Origin of the sequence: Mesorhizobium sp. WSM4311, assembly GCF_002295115.1 — a bacterium.
Taxonomy (GTDB): domain Bacteria; phylum Pseudomonadota; class Alphaproteobacteria; order Rhizobiales; family Rhizobiaceae; genus Mesorhizobium.
Window position 1 is genome coordinate 82,609 of sequence record NZ_NSFV01000014.1, and the last position, 19,227, is coordinate 101,835.

Sequence of the window (19,227 nt, forward strand, 5' to 3'; positions counted from 1 at the left end):
AGCATTGCCGGACGAGCGTTGCCGGCAAAAAGCCTGGCGCCTTTCCTCTACCCCGTCGATCGGGGGGTCCGAAGGACGGGCGAGACCCGTGGCTCGCCCCGGCAGTGGCTCGGCGAAGCCGAGACGGAGTGGGGGTCGACCGACGCAGCATAAGACAATGCATGGCCAAGCTCATGGCCACGTCCGTGGGGGAGTTGGAACGGGTCACCGCTTACTGCGTCACCTTGGTGTCGATGGCCTTCTGCAGGTCGGAAAGCTCCTCGCAGCCGGCGGGGCAGAGTTTCTGCAGCGAGGCCAGCTGCTCCTTGGCCTTGTTCATGTCGCCGGTCTCGACATAGAGCTCGCCCAGATATTCGCGGGCGGCCTTGTGGTCGGGCTTCAGCTCCAGCGCCTTGTTGTAGTAGGTCAGCGCGGTGGTGACGTCGCCGGTCTTGCGCAGCGTGAAGCCGAGCAGATTGTAGACGTCGGCCTGCTGGTTGTCCTGCGCGAGGTCGCGCAGATCGGCCAGCGCGCCCTTGTAATCCTTGGCGGCGATCTTGGCCTGGACGGCGGTGAGGTCGGGCGCATCGGCGCCCTCGATATCATCCACCGCATAGGCCGGCATGATCGTTGCAACGGGAACGATGGTCAGCACGGCGATGGCGCCGAGCAGGCCGAACAGGGCGTTTCTGCCCAAAATAAGCTGTTTCATTGTCTTTCTCGCTTTGGTTTGTGCGTTAGCGTTGAGAGACCGTTTCGAAATTCGCTTTGGCGAGTCATATGATGGTGGTTTCGAGAACCGGAGCGGAGCGGACGTTCGGGTCCGTGAGCACCGGAAGCGCAGAAAACGCCTTCAGATGGCCGCCAGAGTAGAGTTTCCAAACGGTCTCAAATCTGAACGGGAGAGAAGCCATAGGCACTCCCGTCCTTGACGAAGACGCCGGTGCCGGGGAACGGGAAATGCGACCCGGAAATGCGGATATTGTCCGCGATCACGCGGTCGATGATCTTGTGGCGCGTGGCAATCGCGGTCGGCCCATCCTGGTCGTAGGCGCCCTGCCATTCCGGATGCGGCGCCAGCAGGGCCGGCACATACATGGTGTCGGCCGAGATCATCAGCTGCTCCTTGCCGGAATTGGCGAGGTACACCGAATGTCCCGGCGTATGGCCAGGGGCGGCGACGATCTGGATGCCCGGCGCCACTTCCGCGCCGTCCTGAACCAGCTTCCAGTTCTTCCATTTCGGGAAGTTTTCGGCGATGCGCTTGCCCGCCGGCTTGCGGCCCTCCGGCAGCTTGGCCAGCCGGCTCGGGTCGGTCCACCAATTGTATTCGGTGGCGTTGACGATCAGCTCGGCATTGGGGAACACCGGCGTGTTGGTGCCCTTCTCCATCAGGCCCCAGACATGGTCGGGGTGGAAATGCGAGATCATGATGGTGTCGATCGCCTTGTAGTCGATGCCGGCGGCGGCCATGTTGGCCGGCAGGTGCGTGGCATTGGCCTGCCACTGGCCGACGCCCGAGCCCGCATCCATCATGATCAGCTTGCCGCCCATCTTCAGCACGACGACGGTGAGCGGGATGGGCATGAACTCGGTGGTCAGCCCCGCCTTGGCAAGCGCCGCCTTGGTGTCTTCGACCGAGACATCCTTGATGAAGGCCGGGTCGTGCGGCTTCTTCCAGATGCCGTCGTAGATGGCGGTGACCTCGATGTCGCCGACCGTGTATTTGTAGAAGCCGACGGTCGGCTCGACCGGCGTCTGCGCGAAAGCGGGGTGGGTGAATTCGAGCTTGGCGGCAAGGCCGAAAGCGGCAGCGGCGGCGGCGGATTGAAGCACTGTGCGGCGTGTCATGGTGAACATTGTGGTCTCCTGGGTTGTTGTGGCGGAAGGGCGACGGAGGGCCACGCCACATGGCCCTCCGTCCTGATCGCGGGCTGGGTCAGGACCCTCGAGAGCGGTCCGGACCCAGAACTCAGTTGCCCCAGATGCCCTGGCCTGGTTCGTCCGCGTCAGATTTCGTTGTCGCCTGGACACCGTGCCGGACCATGTCGGCCTTGCGGATCGAGGCGGTGTGGGTGTTGTCGACCATGGCGGCCGTCTGGTTGGCGGTGCGGTCGCCAAAATGATCGCTGCCGGCAAAGACGCCCGTGGTGGCCACGAGGATGGCGGCGGCGGTGAGAGCGAGGGTTTTCATGTCGGTGCTTCCTGTTTGTGAGGTTTGAGAAGGGGTTCGAAGATCGGGGGCGCTCAGCGGCCCCAGAGACCCTCGTCGTTGTGCCGGTTGATGATGTCCTGGACCGAACCTTGGCTCGGCCCGGTCGTCACCTTGGTGTCGACGCCGGCCGGGTGCGCAGTGTAGGGGATCGAGGCGGTGGCATTGGTGTCGACGGAAGCGACAGGCTGATTGACAGTGTCGGCGCCGAAATGGTCGCTGCCGGCAAAGGCGGCACTCGAGGCAAGCAACATCGCGGCCACGCTGAGAGCGAGCTTGGTCATGTTCGTAAATCCTTGTTTCGTTTCTTCGCGTCGCGGACCGGATTGGCCCCGCTGAAGGGAAGACCCGGCAAGCCGGTGCTTTATTCCCGGGGGTGGTGAGATTTTTTTGAGAGGCGGGGATTCAAGGGGCGCGGCCAGACAGGATCTGGGTGAAAGGCGGCGGCATCACCTCCGGAAAAGACCTTCAAGGGCAAGGCAGGAGGAGCGCTCAGACACAATTCAGAAACAAGTTTCAACAATTCGGAAAAACTGGCGAAAAGATCGGATGGCATAACCATCCCGCGGGGGACTGTGGGGACTTCCTTTTCGGAACTTTCGGTCCGCCATCGACAAGGGTCAAATTGCAGCAGCGGCACTGCCGAAAATGCCTGCTCGAACGGCGGCATGAACAGCCGGGCGATGCGCGGCCAGGACGAGAAAGTATGGAAATGGATTACGGTGTCGACTTTGCCAGCCTGGACAGGGACACGGCACGACCGGGCGCGGACCCCGAAACCGGGCTGGCCCAAAATGGCCTGGCGGGCGTCGATACCCTTGTAAGGGCCGCTCAGCGGGCCGCGCATGCCCAGATTCTGACCGGCGCCGATTTCGCCCGCGCAGGCCAGCCCGACGAGCGGCTCGACGCGTTCTTCGAAGAGCTCGCCGCAACATTCGCCACCTTGCCGGCGGTGATCTCCGACGGAAATGTCTGGACGTATCAGGAGCTGGACAGCCGCGCCAACCAGTTCGCCCGTGTGCTGATCAAGCGCGGCGTGCGGCCGGGCCACCGGGTCGGGCTCATTCTCGACCGGTCGGCGGAGACCTATGTCGCCTTGCTTGCCGTCGTGAAGGCGGGGGCCGCCTTCGTGCCGCTGGCCAGCGCCTTTCCGCAAGAGCGCATGGCGCTCATCATCGAAGACGCCAGCGTCAGCCTGATCGTCACCATCGCCACCTATGCGTCGCGGGCCGACCAACTGCCGGTCCCCCATGTGCTGATCGACAGCGCCGCCGCCGAGATCGCCAGACAGTCCAGCGCGCCGCTGAAGCCGCAAAAGGCGCTGGCGGAAGACATTTGCTACATCCTGTACACGTCGGGAACGACCGGCAGGCCGAAGGGCGTGGCCATCCGGCACCAGAGCTTCGTCAACTTCATCCGGGTGGCCGCCGCATCCTACGGCTACAGGCCGGGCGATCGCGTCTACCAGGGCATGACGATTGCCTTCGACTTTTCCTCCGAGGAGATCTGGGTGCCGTTCGTCGCCGGCGCGACCGTGGTGCCCGCGCCCGGCCAGATGCCGCTCGTCGGCGAGGAACTGGCGGATTTCCTGCGGTATCATGAAATCACCTGCATGGCCTGCAGCCCGACGCTGCTGTCGTCGATGACATCGGATGTGCCCAGCCTGCGCACGCTGCTGGTCGGCGGCGAGGCCTGCCCGCACAATCTGGTGGTGCGCTGGTCGACGCCGGGCCGGCAGATCCTCAACACCTATGGCCCGACCGAGGCGACCGTCACGGCTACGATGGGCGCGCTGACGCCGGACAAGCCCGTCACCATCGGCGCGCCACTGCCCACCTATTCCATCGTCATCCTCGACCCGTCGCTGCCGGAACTGGCCGAGCCTGGCGAACTGGGCGAGATCGGCATTGCCGGCATCGGGCTCGCGGTCGGCTACCTCAACAGGCAAGACCTGACGGAACAGAAGTTCATCGCCGATTTCATCGGCCTGCCGAACAACCCGTCGCAGCGCATCTACCGCACGGGCGACCTTGGCCGGATCAACGGCGATGGCGAGATCGAATATGCCGGGCGCATCGACACCCAGGTCAAGATCCGCGGCTATCGCATCGAGCTCGGCGAGATCGAGGCGGTGCTGCTGGACCAGCCGGAGATCGCGCAGGCGGCCGTCACCACCTGGGAGATCGAGCCCGGCCGCGTCGAACTCGTCGCCTATTACGCGCCCAAGGCCGGCCAGCCGGCGCTCTCGCGCGCCGATCTCGCCCAGACGATGAAGCGTCGCCTGCCGGACTACATGGTGCCTTCCTATCTCGAGGAACTGCCCGCGATCCCGATGACGGTCTCCAACAAGGTGGACCTTCGCCAGTTGCCGAAGCCGACAAGCGTGCGGCTTTCCGCCGACCGGGAGATGGTTGCGCCCGGCAATGACGACGAACGTTTCCTGGCCGACGCGCTGGCCGCGGTGCTGAAATTCGACGAGGTCTCGGTCGAGGACAATTTCTTCGACGATCTCGGCGCCAACTCCCTGCTGATGGCGCATTTCTGCGCCCGCGTGCGCACTCGCAAGGAATGGGCGACGACGTCCATGCGCGACATCTATCTCCATCCGACGGTGGCGCGCCTGGCCAAGCACCTGAGCGTCTCGGAAGAGGTGACGACCGCCGCCAACGAGCCTGTTTTCACCCGCCAGGCATCGAATCTTGCCTACTGGACCTGTGGAATGGCGCAGTTGCTGTTCTACGCGGTCTACAGCTATGCGGGCCTGTGGGCGCTCAACATCGGCCTCAACTGGATGTATGACACGCTCGACGATCCGCTGCAGCTCTATATCAGGTGCGTGGCGCTATCGGCCGGCGTGTTCTTCGGCATGACGGGCTTTGCCGTCCTGGCGAAATGGGTACTCGTCGGCCGCTGGAAGGCAGAGGCGTTCCCCATCTGGGGCCTGCGTTACTACCGCTTCTGGGTGGTCAAGACCTTGATCCGCACCGCCCCTGTCGTGCTGTTCCGCGGCAGCCCGCTCTACAGCTTCTATCTGCAGATGCTGGGAACCAGGATCGGGAAGAACGCCGTCATCGAATCCAAATCCGTGCCTGTCTGTACGGATCTGATCTCGATTGGCGCCAACACCATCCTGCGCAAGGAATCGCTGATCCTCGGCTTTCGCGCGCAGTCCGGCTACATCCACATGGGACCGCTGACCATCGGCCGCGATGCCTTCGTCGGCGTCGGCTCGACGCTCGACATCGACACCTCGATCGGCGACGGCGCCCAGCTCGGCCATTCGTCCTCGCTGCAGCGCGGGCAAAGCATCCCCGATGGCGAACACTGGCATGGCTCGCCGGCCGTGCCGACCACGGCGGACTATTGCAAGGTGCGCAACGAAAACCCTTCCGACATCCGGCGCTTCCTCTTCGAGGCGGTCCAGCTGATCGGGCTGTTTGCCATTGTCATCCCGCTGCCGCTGCTGTTCCACAGCTATTGGGAAAATGTCGGCGACGACTATCAGGAGACGATCGGCGTGGTCGCCGTCGGCACCACGGTCACGCTTTTCGGCTATATCGCCACGGCTTTTATCGCCGCGACGGTGCTGCCGCGCCTGCTCAGCGTGATCCTGAAACCCGGCCGCACCTACACGCTTTACGGCTTCCGCTACTGGCTGCAGGCCGCCACCGAGTTCACCAGCAATTCCCGCGTGCTGGGGCTGCTGTTCGGCGACAGTTCGGCAATCGTCTATTACATGCGCGCCATCGGATGGAACCTCAACAAGGTGGTGCAGACCGGCTCCAATTTCGGCTCCAACCAGCAGCACGAAAACCCGCTTCTGTGCGAGATCGGCACCGAGACCATGGTGTCGGACGGCCTGTTCATGATCAACATGCACAAATCCGCCTCCGCGTTCCGGCTCGAGCGGACGCGCATCGGCGAACGCAACTATCTTGGCAACAACATCTACTACCCGCCGGATGGACGCACGGGCGACAACGTCCTGCTTGGCACCAAGGTGATGATCCCCATCGATGGGCCGGTGCGCGAGAATGTCGGGCTGCTGGGTTCGCCTGCCTTTGAAATCCCGCGCATGGTCAATCGCGACAAGGAACTCATCGCCGGCGTCGACGAGGCGGACCGACGCCAGCGCATCCCGCACAAGAACCTGCACAACGCGGTGACGATCCTTCTGTTCATGGCCACGCAATGGGTCATGCTGTTCGCCACGCTGGCGATCTGGGACCGGGCGCTGAACTACTACACCGAATGGGCTGAAGTCGCTCTCTTCGCCGCCGTGCTCCTGACCTCGGCGATCACCATTCCGTTCTACATCTTTGTCGAGCGGGCAAGCCTTGGCTTCGGCAGGCTGAAGCCGCAGATGACGACGATCTACGACGTCGCCTTCTGGCGACACGAACGCCATTGGAAGCTTGCCGATTCTCCGATCGTGCGCCTGTTCTCCGGCACGCCTTTCCGGCCGATGATCCTGCGCATGCTGGGCGTCAAGGTCGGCAAGCGGGTTTATGATGGCGGAGCCAACCTCACCGAGCGCTCCCTGGTCGAGATCGGCGATGATGTCACGCTCAACGAGGGCTGCGTCATCCAGGCTCACTCGCTGGAGGAAGGCGCGTTCAAGTCCGACTATATCCGCATCGGCAAAGGCTGCACGCTCGGACCGTCCGCCTTTGTCCATTACGGCGTCGTGATGGGCGAAGGATCGGTGGCCGACACCGATTCCTTCGTGATGAAGGGCGAGGAACTGGAGCCCTACTCGATCTGGCGCGGCAACCCGGCCAAGCTGCATCGCTTCGTGATCCCGGTCACGAATGACGGCGCCAAGGCGTCGGCTTGAAGGCCGGAGAAATCCGTCTCGCCCCAGTGACCAAGGCCAATCGGGCCTTGGTCGCGTCGCTGGAACTGGCGCCGGAGCAGATGGATTTTGTCGCCGGCAACGCAGAGTCGCTGGAGGAGTCCCAATCCGACGAGGACGCGCGGCCCCGCGCAATCATGGCCGGGGATCGCCTCGTCGGTTTCCTTATGTACGACGCGCCGGAAGATGACGACGAGGCGCGCATCTACCGCTTCATGATCGACCGCGCCTGGCAGGGCAGAGGCTACGGCAAGGCCGCGTTGCGCGCGGTGCTGCACGAGATCGGCGGGCTCGGTCACGTCAGGCACGTCTCGATCTGCTACGAACCGGAGAATGAAGCGGCACGCCAGCTCTATCGCACCGCCGGTTTCGTGGAAGAAGGGCTCGACGAGGACGGAGAAATGATCGCCGACCTCGTCCTGGCGAAGGGATGACCATTGACCCGGCCGCCCTCCCCTGAAGCCGCGCTGGCCGAGGCGATGGCGGCAATCGCGCCCCGGAATGTCCTGACCGGATGCCGGGTGATAGGCCATGCGGACGAGACCCATCTGCTGCCCGAGGAAGCGCGCTCCATCCCCGCGCGCCGGCCGGCCATGCGGCGCGCCAGCGGCGCCGCCCGCTGGATCGCGCACCGGCTGCTGGCCGATGCCGGCATCAGCGACCTCGCCATCCCACGCGCGCCATCCGGCGCTCCGGTCTGGCCGGACGGGATAATTGGCTCGCTCGCCCATGACGACGACATGGCCGTCGCGGCGGTCGCGCCTGTCGGCGGTATCGTCTCTCTCGGCATTGACGTCGAGCCCGCCGAACCCTTGCCCGACGACATTTTCGCGATCGTTGCAACCGGCGCGGATCGCACCGGCGCGGCGGATCCGCGGCTTGCCGGCCGCATCCTGTTTGCCGCCAAGGAGGCGGTCTACAAGGCGGCCTTTCCGCTCGATCGCCAGGTGCTGGGCTACGAGGATATCGCCGTGGACCTCGACGCCGGCCGCGCGACGACGAAGACCGGCCGCATGCTCAGCCTCGCCTACTGCGTCGCCCCGCGCGTGGTCGTGTTGGCGTTTGTCGGGCAATAGCGCCGATCTATTCGCCGACGATCTCCCGATAGGTCCTCACCACGCCGTCCTGGCCGCGTATCCGCCAGGTGTCCCCTTCGCGGCCCTCGATAGGACATGGCCCGAGCGACACCTTGCCGCCGCCTTCCGGCAGGTCGAGCACATAGACGGGATTGCAGATGCCCGACAGGCGTGCCCTCAGCGCCTCCACCAGCGCCTGGCCCTGCGCGATCGTGGTGCGCCGGTGCGCCATGCCGCGCGCCAGATCGCCATGGTGCAGGTAGTAGGGTTTTACGCCCAGCCGGTACATCAGCTCGCGGCAGAGCTCCTCCAGCACTTCGACATTGTCGTTGACACCCTTGAGCAGAACGCTCTGGTTGAGCAGCACGAAGCCCGCCTGCCGCATGATCCGGCATGCCACCTCGGTCGCGGGCGTGATCTCCCGCGCGTGGTTGAAATGCGTGACGACCGTGACCATCAGCCGGCCCTGCAGCACAGCGACCAGCCCTGATGTGATGCGCGACGGCAGCGCCACCGGCACGCGCGTGTGGATGCGGAGCAGCCGCACATGCGGGATCGCCTCGATGCGCGCGAAGATTTCGGCCAGGGCCTTGTCGGGCAGCGACAGCGGGTCGCCGCCGGTCAGGATCACCTCGCGGATCTCGGGATGATCCGCGATATAGGCCAGCGCCGGCTCGAGCGCCTCGCGCGTATAGCCGCGGCCGATCGAGGTCAGCGATTCCTTGCGGAAGCAGAACCGGCAGTAGACCGCGCATTGATAGGTCGGGAACAGCAGCACCCGGTCGGCATGGCGGTGCGTCAATCGCGGCACCGGACTGAACTCATGGTCGGCGATCGGATCGCCAAGCTCGCCCTCCACCTCCTCCAGTTCGCCCAGTGACGGGATGACTTGCGCTCGGATCGGATCGGCCGGGTCATTCCAGTCGATCAGGTCGAGATAGGCTTTTGGCGCACGCACCTTGTGCAGCGCGGCCGCCGCCTGAGCTGCTGCGCGCTCGGCCGGCGACAGCGGCAGGCAATCAAGGTCGCGCACATGGCGCACGCCCTGGCGGACATCGTCCTGCCAGTCGGGGGCGCGGGTTGCATCTTTGAGGTCGGTCATTGCAGGTCTCGGAGTGGTCGCGCGGACCTATCGGCCGTAAGTAGGCTTCCGTCAACAACCGCGCTTGGCGCAGATTGTCTTGCGGCATGGGGGGAGGAACCTAGGTGTTGCAGCGCCGCGCAGACCCCACCCGGAACCTCGGTCCAGTGGGGGCCTGGCGCAAGGCTTGCAGAACCAGGTTCGTGACACACAACCTGATCACACAGCCGTTCCCGCCGCCATCGCCACAAAAGCACTCTCAATGCTCTCGAACCTCAGCTCCGGATAAAGCGCACCCGCCTCCGGAGTGTCCGTTTCAAGCGCGGTCTCGCCACGGATCCAGAAGGCCCGCAGCAGACCGAGGCTGGGGACCGCCGCGATCAACGCCTCTAGCTCCTGCGCGCTCATCTTCACGACGCGCGGCGAGCGGCCGCTGACCCGATGCCACAGATCGATCATCGCGCCCTGCGTGATCCTGTTTCGCGCGATGCGGATCTCGCGGCGGACGGCATTGGGGTCCTCCAGCGCGCGCATGGTGACGGCGGCGATATCCTTCTCGCTGACGAAGGTCGCCGGCACGTTGCCGTCGCCATAGAGCGTCACCTCATCAGGCGGCAGCACGGCCGAACCGAAGCGCGTCAGGTCGCCCAGCGTCGCCACCCAGGTGGAGAAGAAGCCGTTGGTGTAGATCACCGTATAAGGCAGATCCGCCTCCCTGACCGCGTCGAACACGGCCCTCTTGACGTCGAGCGGCGCGATCGTGCCGGCGGCGGCGGCGGCAAAGTCGAGGCCGAAGCCGGCGGAGGGCACGAAGCGGGAGACGCCGACATCCCTGACGGCGCGCACCAGCGTCATCTCGCTGGCCGAACCGACATGCACCGAACTGATGACGCGGTCGACCTTGCCGACGGCTCGCACAAGGCTGTCATAATCGTCGAGATCGCCGACATGCACCGTCGCGCCCAATTCCCTGAGCGGCCGCATCCGCTCTTCATTGCCTGAGGTGGCTGCCCGAACCAGGACATGCAGGCTGTCGCCATTGCGCGCGCTGGCCTTGGCCATTTCGCTGCCCAGAAGCCCCGTCGCGCCGATGATCAGGGTGCTGGTCATATCCCCCTCCCATTGTGCAAGATCGAACCGTCCCAGTCGCGCTCCAGGCCAATGTCCTGCAGGCGGCGGTCGGAAAACCGGGAAATCCGGCGCAGCACGCGGCGGCGCTCGAATGCCGCCGTGCTGCGCGTGGCAAGGCCGCTCAACGCGGCGCCGATGGGTCCAAGGGTCGAGGTCATTGTCTGTCTCCTATATTCGTAGGGCGCAAACGTGCCGGTGCCGCCCATCGGGCGAGCATGACGATCGCTCACACATATCGTTGGTCTTTCAGCGCATCGGAGAACCGGAAAAGGTCGACATCGATGCGGTACGCCCTGATATTGGGCATTTCCGGGCTGGACGACAAACGACTCTTTATGCAGGATTTGTGAGCAACGCTCACAGGTCGAGATCATGCCGCGCAGATTGCCGCCCCTCACCGCCCTGCCCGCCTTCGACGCCGCCGCCCGGCATCTGAGTTTTTCCAAGGCGGCCGACGAGCTCAACCTCACCCATGGCGCGGTCAGCCGCGCCATCCGCAACATCGAGGACAGGCTCGGCATCCAGCTGTTCGATCGGGGAACGCGATCCGTGCGCCTGACCGCCGTGGGCGCGGCCTATGCGGTCGAGGTCGGCAAGGCGCTCGACCGGATCGCCGCCGCCACCATCGCCGCCACGCCCGACCGCTCGACGCGCATCCTGAGCGTCTCGACGTCGGACGGCTTCGCCGGCCGCTGGCTGGTGCCGAGGCTGCATCGCTTCCACCGCGCCAATGCCGATATCGACGTGCGGCTGGCGACCTCGGGCGTGCTGGCCGATTTCGTCAGCGACGGCATCGACATCGCCATCCGCTACGGCAAGGGCGGATACACCGGCGTGACGGCGGAATTTCTCGCTGACGAGGAGGTCTTCCCGGTCTGCAGCCCGGAACTGCTGCAAGGCGAGCATCCGCTGCGCCGGCCCGGGGACCTCAGGCACCACAAATTGATCCATGACGCCTTTCGCATCGACTGGGCGACATGGCTGCAACAGGCCGGTGTCGATGGCATCGACCCCAAGCGCGGCGTGCGCTTCGATTCCGCCACCTTCGCCGTCGAGGCCGCCGTGCATGGCGAAGGCGTGCTGCTCGGCCGCAGCGCGCTGGTCTCGGCCGACCTCGCGGCGGGGCGGCTGGTGCGGCCCTTCGACCTCGCGCTGAAATCGGCGGCCAGCTACTACCTCGTCTATCCCGACGGCGCGCTGCGACAGAAGAAGATCAGGGCGTTCCGCGACTGGCTGTTTGCCGAGGTGGCGGCTGACTGGGTCGGAATGTCCAGGAGGGATTGAGGTTGATCTCGCCCCTTCTTGGGTGAGGAACACAAGTCTTCCAAGGGTAGCGCCAGCACCCGGACCTTCGGTCCAGTGGGGCGAGCCGCGGGTCTCGCCCGTCCTTCGGCCCCCCACAAGGGGGAGGTAGAAAGCCCGCCTTTTGCCACATCTCCAGAAGAGCACTATCGCATGGGCGGACGAGGCGCTTCCTCACCCTCCCCCTTGTGGGGAGGGTCGCTGCGAAGCAGCGGGGTGGGGGCAGCGCGCGCGCCTACTCTTTGGCGCGATAGGCTTCCGGTATGACGAACACTTCGTCGGCCCGGCCATAGCCGCCGTCGGCGATCTCCTCGACCAGCACCATGGTGGTGGGCCGCACGCCTTCGCCGAAAAAGTCGACGAACATGGCTGTGGTCCGATGGATCAGGTCTTCCTTCTGCGCCTTGGAGAGTGCCGCCTGCGGCAGCTTGATGTTGGCGAATGGCATGATCGTTTCCTTTCTGTAGGGATTGGGTTTTCAGGCTTTGGGACGGAGCAGGTCGGCAAGGCCGATCCGTTCCAGGAGTTGCGCGCACGCGGTGATCAGGATTGTCCGTTGCATGTCAGCCTCCTCAGATCGCCCCGCCATTGGCACGGATGATTTGTCCGTTGACCCAGCCACTGTCCGGCCCGGCCAGGAACGAGACCACGCCGGCAATGTCATCGGGCTGGCCGAGCCGGCCGAGCGGGATCATCTTGCCGATGGCCTCGATCTGCGCCGGGCTCTTGCCGTCCATGAACAGCGCGGTCTCGACTGGGCCGGGCGCCACGGCATTGACCGTGACGCGGCGCCCGCCAAGCTCCTTGGCCAGGATATGCGTCATCGCCTCGACGGCCGCCTTGGTGGCGGCGTAGACGCCGTAGCCCGGCTGCAGGAAGCCGACGACGCTGCTGGAGAAATTGACGATGCGGCCACCCTCGCGAAGGCGTTTCGCGCCCTCGCGCATGCCCCGGAACACGCCGCCGAGATTGACCGCGATCTGCGCGTCGAAGGACGCATCGTCGGTCTGCGCGATCGGCGACAGCTTCATGATGCCGGCATTGTTGACCAGCATGTCGACGCCGCCGAACGCCTTTTCGCCGGCATCGAAAAGGGTGGCGATGCCGGTGGGGTCGGCGATGTCGGCCTGCACGGCGATCGCCTTGCCGCCTTCGGCTTCGATCGCGCCGACGACCGCTTCGGCCTCGGTGCGGCCCCGTGCATAGTTGACGACGACGGCGAAGCCGTCGCGGGCGAGCCGCTGCGCGATCGCCGCACCGATGCCCTTGGAAGCGCCGGTCACGATCGCGGTTCTGATTGGGTCGCCCGTCTTTGTCTGCTGGTTTGTCATGGGAGTCTCTCCGTGTTGCTGGTGACACGGATATAGATGCAGCCTCCTTTTGGATAATCAGCCGTCACTTGACATCACTATTCGGAAACTGCGAACAAAGGCCATGGATCGCCTGGACACGATGCGGCTCTTCGTTCGCGTGCTCGAGCGGCGCAGTTTCACCGCTGCCGCCGCCGATCTCGGCCTGCCGCGCTCAACCGCGACGGAAGCGATCCGCCGGCTCGAGGAACATCTCGGCGCACGTCTGCTGGAGCGGACGACGCGGCAGGTGAACGCCACGCAGGACGGCGAGGCCTATTACCGGCGCTGCCTGTCGATCCTGGCCGAGATCGAGGACGCGGAAGCCGCCTTCCGCAAGGCCGAGCCCTTCGGCCTGCTGCGCATCGACGCCAGCACGCTGCTCACCCGCACCTTCCTGCTGCCGCGCCTGCCGGAGTTTCTTGCGCGCTACCCCCGCATCGACCTGCAGATCGGCCAGAGCGACCGGCTGGTCGACCTCGTGCGCGAGGGCGTCGATTGCGTCATCCGCGTCGGCGAGCCGCCCGACAGCGGCATGATCATGCGCCGGCTGGGGATGATCCGCGAGATGACCTGCGCCAGCCCCGCCTACCTCGAACGTTACGGCGTGCCCGCCTCCCCCGACGCGCTCGACGGCCATCAGGCCGTGGGCTTCGTCTCGTCGCGCACCGGCGAGGTGCTGCCCTTCGAATTCACCGTCAACGGCAAGACCCGCGAGATCAGGCTGCCGGGCCGCGTCGCCGCCAACAATTCCGACACCGCCGCCGATCTGGCGCGGCTCGGCCTCGGCCTCATCCAGGCGCCGCGCTATCGCTTCGAGAAGGACCTTGCCCAGGGCACGCTGGTCGAAGTGCTGGCCGACTGCCCGCCCTCGCCGACGCGGCTATCGGCGCTCTACCCGCAGAACCGCCAGCTCTCGCCGCGCCTGCGCGTCTTCCTCGATTGGGCCGCGCACATCTTCGCCGAGGCCAATCTGTAGGGATGCGGCCATCGGTCGTGCCCATCATGGGTCTCTCGCCGCCATCGACCCCATCGCCGACGAAACCATAGGTATTGAAGCAAAATAGCGGTATTCTGCGCGGGGTCTTGGGATAAGCGGATGGATTTCAGCACGGGTCATGGCTACCTCCTCATTGGCGGCCTCATCCTGGTCGGCACCGGGCTGCTGATCCTGTCGCTGATCGTCAATCTTGGCGTCGCCCACAGCGTGCGCAACGACGTGCGCCATCGTGAAAAGCTGCTCGAATATTATCGCAACATCTTCTCACAGCTGGGCGTGATCCTGATCGGCATCGGCGTGTCGCTGTTCATCTTCTTCTTCCAGCAGAACTATCAGGACCAGCGCCGGCGCGAGACCGAGCTGCAGCAGGTTCTCGCCAAACTCGCCGCGCGCATTGCCCGCGGCGCGCCGGTGATGCAGTCGCTGGAAGAATTCGACGAGTTGCTGGATGAAGGCGGACCCTATCTCAGCCCCCAGCTTGGCGGCAAGAACACCGCCGTCAGCCTCCACGGGACAGAGCTCGGCAAACAGGCGGCCAGGATCCTGCTGGTCGAGCGAGACGTCGATCTCGCGGACTTCGAGGTGCTGAACCTGTCGCGCGATTTCGAATCCTCTTTCGTCGTCAACGAGCTGGATTCCAGGCTGTGGTTCGACATAGTGCGCGACGAGAGCGAGATCAAATACGCCACCACCCAGCTCGCCCTCGACTACAAGGACCTGCGGGACACGATCGGCGGCGATCCGCCGGAGGCAGCGGTCGCCGACCCGGAAAAGGAGAGCCGGGTCAAGCGGGAGGTGCTCGACATCTTCTACGATGCCGATCTGCTGCGCCAGCGCTCCAGGCAGCATCTGGCCCGCGCCTGCTGGCTGTTCAGCCAAGGGCGTGGCTTCATCGGCGCGGCCCCGGTCAATGCGATCGAGGCCGATGCCAGGTCGCACCAGGAATGGCTCGATCGCTCGAAGCCGGTGTTGTCGCAGGCGAAGTCGGGCAGCGGCGATTGCTTCACACTGCTCCGGTTCGGCCAGGGGTCTTGAGTTGGGGGCGATAGGCAAGGCCCGCTGCTCGGTGACAAAACCAATCACTTTCAAAGACCGGGTTGGCCGGGAGACACATTCATAGTGGTCCGAGCGTTGGTACCCGGACTTCGACAATGGCGCCCCAGATTCCAAAGGAGTAGGCTTCACTCTGTACCTAAACCTCTTGGCTGGTCGAATGAGGTTTTCGATGAACCCCCTTCGACGGCCCCCCATTCTCATCTAGTTCAGTGCTCGCAAAATTGGAGGTAGACCAAAGCGAGGGGTTCGTGAGTGGGACAGCCTCGACCTTCTTGCTACGTCACGAGGATAAGATCACCGTTGCCGCCCCAAGGGCCGCGAGGACCTGCTGGTAGGTCTCGGCGACAAGTGTGAACGTGCCATTTTCCGCAATGATAGCGCAATGACCGGTTTTCGTTTCATGTATTTCAACAATGGCGTCAGCATTGAACCACGTAGGAATTGAAGCCTTCCCACCCACAAATAGGCGAAAAGTCACAATTCTTGCCTGGGTCATTATTCGCGCGGCGATAACTTCGGCCGCCTCGGCCGTTTCATCGCTCCAATTGCTACAAATTATGCTGGTCCCCGACTTTGACGTATGTCTGTCGACATACAAAAGCTGAACCAAATTTCTAGGATTTATAGATGACGTAAGCCCGTCGCTGTTTACGAATTCGATCATCGTTTCCTCCCTCGCAAGTTGCTACATTGATCGCTTACCCTTATGTAGTCAACAAGTATTCAAATCGAACTGCGCCATTGGTCAGCTTTACTTAGGTACGGAAGCGACATGGATCGCCCCATACGCCGAGACCGATGCTGCCGGGCATGTCTGGGAAGCTGCTCCGACTCTTCTGACTAGGTGTCTGAAATGGGCCGGAAGCGGACTGTCCGTTTCCGACCCCGCCACTTACCCCGCGTTGCTTACTTCGTCGCTGAGCGCACGCTCGTTGGGATCGATCGAACCCAAATTCTTGACAACCCGGAACCGACCGCCCTGCGCCTGCGCGATGTACATGTTCATGCGAACATGGTGCTGGCCGGGGACCATTTCGGCCGGGCCACCCGGTCCCTCGCTGATGCGGGCGTGATCGAGCGCCCGGATGACCGCGTCCCGCTCGGCACTGCCCGCTTCCTTCACCGCCGCTTCCCACATCTTGATCGCCCGGTAGTGCCCGGTGCATCCGCTGCCCGCGGTCAGGGTAGCGCCACCGGGGAACCGTTCACCGTAGCGGCGCAACAGCGCGCGACCGAACGGTTCGTCGAGTTCCTGGTAGTAGTCGAGGCAGCTGTAGAGGCCTTCGATCTGATCGGACGGCACCAGATTGAAGAAGTTCTCGTCGAAGTAGGTGCAGACGATCTTGCCGCCGCGTTTGCCGAAACCCGCCTTGTGCAACTCTTCGAGAAACGGCGTCAGGCCCGGCGGGACGATGGTGTTGAAAACCACGTCGGTGCCGCTCGCCATGATCTGCTGCACCGTCCGCCGGAAATCGACGGTGTCCAGCGGAAAATACTCCTCGCCGACGATCTCGCCGCCATTGGCGCGCACCGCCCGGCTCGCCGCCTTGTTCAGCAAATGGGGCCAGATGTAGTCGGCCGATGGCAAATAGAACCGCTTCGCGCCGGTGCTGTTCATGAGCCATGGTATCAGCGGCTCGACCTGCTGGGCGGGCACGGGCCCGGTGCAGAAGATCAGCGGATCGTTTTCCTGTCCCTCATACTGTTCGGTGTAGATGTAGAGCGTCCTGCCCCGGGTGACCGCCTCGCTCTTGATGGCCAGGCGGGTCGAACTGTAGATGCCGCCGACGACCACGTCGACCTTGTCGACGTCGACCAGTTTCGCGGCCCTTGCCTTGGCAACGCTGTCCGTGGTCTCGCCATCCTCGATGACGAGTTCCACCGGCCGGCCGAGCAAGCCGCCTTTGGCGTTGATGTCGTCGACAAGCATGGTGGTGAGGTTCGCATTTGCGACGCCCATGAAAGACAATGGGCCGGTGAGTTCGGCGACAAGGCCGATCTTGATGGGTTTCGGATCCATTTGATTTCTCCAAATCTTGGGGTTCGTCGGGGGCGCGCCGCCTGGCGGCAGGCGGCACCCGGTGCGGGACATCAGGCCTCGTAGTGGCCGAGCAGCAGTGCCGCCTGCGGCTTGCCGACATGGCCGGCTTCCTGCAGGATCGCTGGCACCTCCGGATCGGACACGAAATTCTTCCAGCCCTCGGCGTCCCAGTCGAAGATCGCCCAGACGCGGTCGGGCTCGCTGGGGTCGCGGAAGACGGTCGCGCCGTTCGAGCCGTGCAGCCGGCGCTTGTCGGCGCCCTTGGTCGAAAAGATACGGATGAAGTGGTCGATATCAGCCACTTTGGTCGTTGCGAGCAGCATCTGATTTCCTCCTGTCGGTTGCGGCCGTCATTGGCCTGTCGACGGGATCACGATGCGCGCCCTGGAGCAGGCGCGCATGGGGTGGATTCCCTATGCCGGCGTTTCGCCCGGCCGGACAAGGCCGTGCTCGACCGCGTAGAGCGCGGCCGCGGCACGGGTGGTCACGCCGATCTTGGCATAGACGCTCTGGATATGGTGGTCCGCGGTCTTGGGCGAGATGTCGAGCTTTCGGGCCACTTCCTTCGCCGTAAGTCCGGCGGCGATCACGCGCAGCACCTCGACCTCGCGCGGCGTCATTCCGGCCAGCGCTCGCGGCACGGCCCGCCGCGACGGCTGCCCGGCGAAGGACAATACGGCCTCGGCGGCGTCGGGGCAGATACAGCCGTCACGCACGGCGGCTCGCAGCTGCGCCGCCGCCGCCTCGCTGGACAGCGCCTTGCGATGCGGACGTTCCTCTCGCGACGTCTGGAAGGCTTCGGCGGCGGCCAGGATCCTTGCCGCCGGGGACAGGTCCGAGCCGCCGACCTTGCGGTGATAGCCCGAGCCGTCCAGGCGCTCGTGATGGCGAAGCACGAGCGCGGCCATCGCCTCGCCCTCGCGACCGAACGAGGCCAGGGCCCGCTCGCCGTAATAGGCGTGCAGCTGTGCCGCGTCGCGTTCGCGCACCGACAGCGGACCGTTGCGCATCCAGGTCGCCACCGGCACCACCAGTTCGCCAATGTCATGGATGCAGCCCGACCAGCGCAGCGCGCGAACATCAGGGTCGGGCAGCCCGATCCGCTTACCCGCACCCGCGGCCAGTTCCGACACCATCCTCGAATGGCCCTGCGTAAACGGCATGCGCATGTCGATCATGTCGGCTATGGCCAGGAACGCCTCGTCGCAAGCCCCCTCATCCAGCGTCACCGGCGGATCCGGCTCGAGCGCCAGGATGGTCTCGCGGTCGACCGTCGCGCCGATGCCCGCCATCAGGACCGCCGCGTTGGCCGAGACGAGCCGAGCCAGATCCGCTTCGTACGGACCGTCGCCGCGGCTGGCGACGGTTTCGGCCATCCCGTCGATGCCGACGGCATCGCTGAGCGCAATCGCATCCTGCGCCAATGTGATCAGGCGCACGGCGGGCAGGACATCCTCGCCACTCAGCCCGCGCGGCAGGCCCTTGCCGTCCCAGCGTTCGTAGATCTGCCCGAGATTGCGCCGGATCTCGTCGGACAGGCCGAGCCGCTCGCCGATCCGCTGCGCGACCTCGCAATGCGCGGTGAGCACCGGGCGCGCCACCGCGAGCGCCTGCGACATCGCGGCCTCGATCGCCCTGCCCTGCGCGTCAGGCTCGAGATCGTAGTAGAATCGCTTGAAGGCCTGCACGAAGACCCTGCCCAGTTCCGCTCGATTGCCCATGTCGAGACCGACAAGATCCTGGCGCAGCGCGATTTCGTCGCCGAACGTGGCCGCCAGAAGGTCCGTGTCGGCATTGCAGCCGACATAGCGCAGCATCGACTGATGGTAGGCGCTGCGCCGAACCTCATCGGAAACGCCCGCAAGCTCGGCGATCCGCATTGCAAGCACGCAGGATTTCAGCGCGAAGTCGCGAGAATGGCCCGTGGCGAGGTCCGAGGCATAGGCCAGGACCATCATGAAGTCCGCCCGGCGTATCGAGACAGCTGTCATCGCACACCCCCAGTGATCCCTATGCTAGCCCCCTGCACCGCCGATACCTAGGGGAAAAAATCTCGAGCCGGATGCAGGTCCTGCGAGAAACAGAGTGTTCTGTTTTGGGGCCGAGTTCTGACTGTCGGCTTCCGGGCGTCGAGGCTTGAATAGC

At 64.7% G+C, this 19,227-nt stretch carries 19 protein-coding genes; 6 read left to right on the top strand and 13 right to left on the bottom strand.

The window, feature by feature from the left end; genetic code table 11:
- Positions 1-211 precede the first annotated feature (211 nt).
- From CK226_RS28050 to CK226_RS28065, 4 genes are all read right to left on the bottom strand, one after another.
- The gene (locus tag CK226_RS28050) at positions 212-691 is read right to left on the bottom strand and encodes a tetratricopeptide repeat protein (protein ID WP_095793552.1); all 480 of its coding nucleotides are present in this window, start codon (positions 689-691) and stop codon (positions 212-214) included.
- A 176-nt stretch (positions 692-867) separates the two neighbouring features.
- A complete protein-coding gene (locus tag CK226_RS28055; protein WP_095793553.1) occupies positions 868-1,839 on the bottom strand; it encodes an MBL fold metallo-hydrolase in 972 nt (323 codons plus the stop codon).
- A 112-nt stretch (positions 1,840-1,951) separates the two neighbouring features.
- Positions 1,952-2,173, bottom strand: a complete 222-nt coding sequence (locus CK226_RS28060; protein WP_095793554.1) for a DUF680 domain-containing protein — start codon at positions 2,171-2,173, stop codon at positions 1,952-1,954.
- Positions 2,174-2,226: 53 nt separating this feature from the next.
- Positions 2,227-2,475, bottom strand: a complete 249-nt coding sequence (locus CK226_RS28065) for a DUF680 domain-containing protein (protein WP_095793555.1) — start codon at positions 2,473-2,475, stop codon at positions 2,227-2,229.
- 422 nt (positions 2,476-2,897) lie between these two features.
- Between CK226_RS28065 and CK226_RS28070 the strand changes: the two genes are divergently transcribed.
- From CK226_RS28070 to CK226_RS28080, 3 genes are read left to right on the top strand one after another with little or no spacing between them, the layout of a single operon-like run.
- On the top strand, positions 2,898-7,028 hold the full coding sequence (locus CK226_RS28070) for a Pls/PosA family non-ribosomal peptide synthetase (RefSeq protein ID WP_095793556.1): 4,131 nt from the start codon (positions 2,898-2,900) through the stop codon (positions 7,026-7,028).
- A gap of 26 nt (positions 7,029-7,054) precedes the next feature.
- A complete protein-coding gene (locus CK226_RS28075) occupies positions 7,055-7,480 on the top strand; it encodes a GNAT family N-acetyltransferase (RefSeq protein ID WP_179296016.1) in 426 nt (141 codons plus the stop codon).
- A 3-nt stretch (positions 7,481-7,483) separates the two neighbouring features.
- Complete coding sequence (locus CK226_RS28080; protein WP_095793558.1) at positions 7,484-8,122, top strand: 4'-phosphopantetheinyl transferase superfamily protein; 639 nt, start codon at positions 7,484-7,486, stop codon at positions 8,120-8,122.
- Between the two features lie 7 nt (positions 8,123-8,129).
- On the opposite strand, the gene CK226_RS28085 is transcribed toward CK226_RS28080, so the two are convergent.
- The 3 genes from CK226_RS28085 to CK226_RS28095 all read right to left on the bottom strand — a co-directional run bounded on the left by CK226_RS28085 (position 8,130) and on the right by CK226_RS28095 (position 10,492).
- Positions 8,130-9,224, bottom strand: a complete 1,095-nt coding sequence (locus CK226_RS28085) for a KamA family radical SAM protein (RefSeq protein WP_095793559.1) — start codon at positions 9,222-9,224, stop codon at positions 8,130-8,132.
- 198 nt (positions 9,225-9,422) lie between these two features.
- The gene (locus CK226_RS28090; protein ID WP_095793560.1) at positions 9,423-10,313 is read right to left on the bottom strand and encodes an NmrA family NAD(P)-binding protein; all 891 of its coding nucleotides are present in this window, start codon (positions 10,311-10,313) and stop codon (positions 9,423-9,425) included.
- Positions 10,310-10,492, bottom strand: a complete 183-nt coding sequence (locus tag CK226_RS28095) for a DUF1127 domain-containing protein (protein ID WP_095793605.1) — start codon at positions 10,490-10,492, stop codon at positions 10,310-10,312. Before CK226_RS28095 ends, CK226_RS28090 begins: the two co-directional genes overlap by 4 nt.
- Positions 10,493-10,706: 214 nt before the next feature.
- Here CK226_RS28095 and gcvA point away from each other — a divergent pair, with 214 nt between their 5' ends.
- Positions 10,707-11,618, top strand: a complete 912-nt coding sequence (gene gcvA / locus CK226_RS28100) for a transcriptional regulator GcvA (protein WP_095793561.1) — start codon at positions 10,707-10,709, stop codon at positions 11,616-11,618.
- Positions 11,619-11,871: 253 nt separating this feature from the next.
- Here the strand turns inward: gcvA and CK226_RS28105 are convergent, their stop codons facing one another.
- Positions 11,872-12,084 (bottom strand): 4-oxalocrotonate tautomerase family protein, encoded by a 213-nt coding sequence (locus tag CK226_RS28105; protein WP_095789312.1) that lies wholly within the window; start codon positions 12,082-12,084, stop codon positions 11,872-11,874.
- A 124-nt stretch (positions 12,085-12,208) separates the two neighbouring features.
- The gene (locus tag CK226_RS28110) at positions 12,209-12,967 is read right to left on the bottom strand and encodes an SDR family oxidoreductase (RefSeq protein WP_095793562.1); all 759 of its coding nucleotides are present in this window, start codon (positions 12,965-12,967) and stop codon (positions 12,209-12,211) included.
- 103 nt (positions 12,968-13,070) lie between these two features.
- On the opposite strand from CK226_RS28110, the gene CK226_RS28115 reads away from it, so the two are divergent.
- Together CK226_RS28115 and CK226_RS28120 are read left to right on the top strand one after the other, a co-directional pair.
- Positions 13,071-13,964 carry a LysR family transcriptional regulator gene (locus tag CK226_RS28115; RefSeq protein WP_095793563.1) on the top strand — a complete coding sequence of 298 codons (894 nt, stop codon included), beginning with the start codon at positions 13,071-13,073 and terminating at the stop codon, positions 13,962-13,964.
- A gap of 120 nt (positions 13,965-14,084) precedes the next feature.
- Positions 14,085-15,020: a hypothetical protein gene (locus CK226_RS28120; protein WP_095793564.1), complete on the top strand. Its 936-nt coding sequence runs from the start codon at positions 14,085-14,087 to the stop codon at positions 15,018-15,020.
- 301 nt (positions 15,021-15,321) lie between these two features.
- Here the strand turns inward: CK226_RS28120 and CK226_RS28125 are convergent, their stop codons facing one another.
- From CK226_RS28125 to CK226_RS28140, 4 genes are all read right to left on the bottom strand, one after another.
- Positions 15,322-15,705: a hypothetical protein gene (locus CK226_RS28125; RefSeq protein WP_095793565.1), complete on the bottom strand. Its 384-nt coding sequence runs from the start codon at positions 15,703-15,705 to the stop codon at positions 15,322-15,324.
- Between the two features lie 228 nt (positions 15,706-15,933).
- The gene (locus CK226_RS28130) at positions 15,934-17,061 is read right to left on the bottom strand and encodes a substrate-binding protein (protein WP_095793566.1); all 1,128 of its coding nucleotides are present in this window, start codon (positions 17,059-17,061) and stop codon (positions 15,934-15,936) included.
- A gap of 71 nt (positions 17,062-17,132) precedes the next feature.
- Entirely contained in the window at positions 17,133-17,405 is a 273-nt protein-coding gene (locus tag CK226_RS28135) for a hypothetical protein (protein WP_010910579.1), read from the bottom strand.
- A 90-nt stretch (positions 17,406-17,495) separates the two neighbouring features.
- The gene (locus CK226_RS28140; RefSeq protein ID WP_095793567.1) at positions 17,496-19,073 is read right to left on the bottom strand and encodes an HD domain-containing phosphohydrolase; all 1,578 of its coding nucleotides are present in this window, start codon (positions 19,071-19,073) and stop codon (positions 17,496-17,498) included.
- Positions 19,074-19,227: the final 154 nt, after the last annotated feature.

What these genes read in the sequence shown, in the direction of transcription:
- CK226_RS28050 (WP_095793552.1), bottom strand. Translation starts at nt 691, where the DNA reads ATGAAACAGCTTATTTTGGGCAGAAACGCCCTGTTCGGCCTGCTCGGC.
- CK226_RS28055 (WP_095793553.1), bottom strand. Translation starts at nt 1,839, where the DNA reads ATGTTCACCATGACACGCCGCACAGTGCTTCAATCCGCCGCCGCCGCT.
- CK226_RS28060 (WP_095793554.1), bottom strand. Translation starts at nt 2,173, where the DNA reads ATGAAAACCCTCGCTCTCACCGCCGCCGCCATCCTCGTGGCCACCACG.
- CK226_RS28065 (WP_095793555.1), bottom strand. Translation starts at nt 2,475, where the DNA reads ATGACCAAGCTCGCTCTCAGCGTGGCCGCGATGTTGCTTGCCTCGAGT.
- CK226_RS28070 (WP_095793556.1), top strand. Translation starts at nt 2,898, where the DNA reads ATGGAAATGGATTACGGTGTCGACTTTGCCAGCCTGGACAGGGACACG.
- CK226_RS28085 (WP_095793559.1), bottom strand. Translation starts at nt 9,224, where the DNA reads ATGACCGACCTCAAAGATGCAACCCGCGCCCCCGACTGGCAGGACGAT.
- CK226_RS28090 (WP_095793560.1), bottom strand. Translation starts at nt 10,313, where the DNA reads ATGACCAGCACCCTGATCATCGGCGCGACGGGGCTTCTGGGCAGCGAA.
- CK226_RS28095 (WP_095793605.1), bottom strand. Translation starts at nt 10,492, where the DNA reads ATGACCTCGACCCTTGGACCCATCGGCGCCGCGTTGAGCGGCCTTGCC.
- gcvA (WP_095793561.1), top strand. Translation starts at nt 10,707, where the DNA reads ATGCCGCGCAGATTGCCGCCCCTCACCGCCCTGCCCGCCTTCGACGCC.
- CK226_RS28105 (WP_095789312.1), bottom strand. Translation starts at nt 12,084, where the DNA reads ATGCCATTCGCCAACATCAAGCTGCCGCAGGCGGCACTCTCCAAGGCG.
- CK226_RS28110 (WP_095793562.1), bottom strand. Translation starts at nt 12,967, where the DNA reads ATGACAAACCAGCAGACAAAGACGGGCGACCCAATCAGAACCGCGATC.
- CK226_RS28115 (WP_095793563.1), top strand. Translation starts at nt 13,071, where the DNA reads ATGGATCGCCTGGACACGATGCGGCTCTTCGTTCGCGTGCTCGAGCGG.
- CK226_RS28120 (WP_095793564.1), top strand. Translation starts at nt 14,085, where the DNA reads ATGGATTTCAGCACGGGTCATGGCTACCTCCTCATTGGCGGCCTCATC.
- CK226_RS28125 (WP_095793565.1), bottom strand. Translation starts at nt 15,705, where the DNA reads ATGATCGAATTCGTAAACAGCGACGGGCTTACGTCATCTATAAATCCT.
- CK226_RS28130 (WP_095793566.1), bottom strand. Translation starts at nt 17,061, where the DNA reads ATGGATCCGAAACCCATCAAGATCGGCCTTGTCGCCGAACTCACCGGC.
- CK226_RS28135 (WP_010910579.1), bottom strand. Translation starts at nt 17,405, where the DNA reads ATGCTGCTCGCAACGACCAAAGTGGCTGATATCGACCACTTCATCCGT.
- CK226_RS28140 (WP_095793567.1), bottom strand. Translation starts at nt 19,073, where the DNA reads ATGACAGCTGTCTCGATACGCCGGGCGGACTTCATGATGGTCCTGGCC.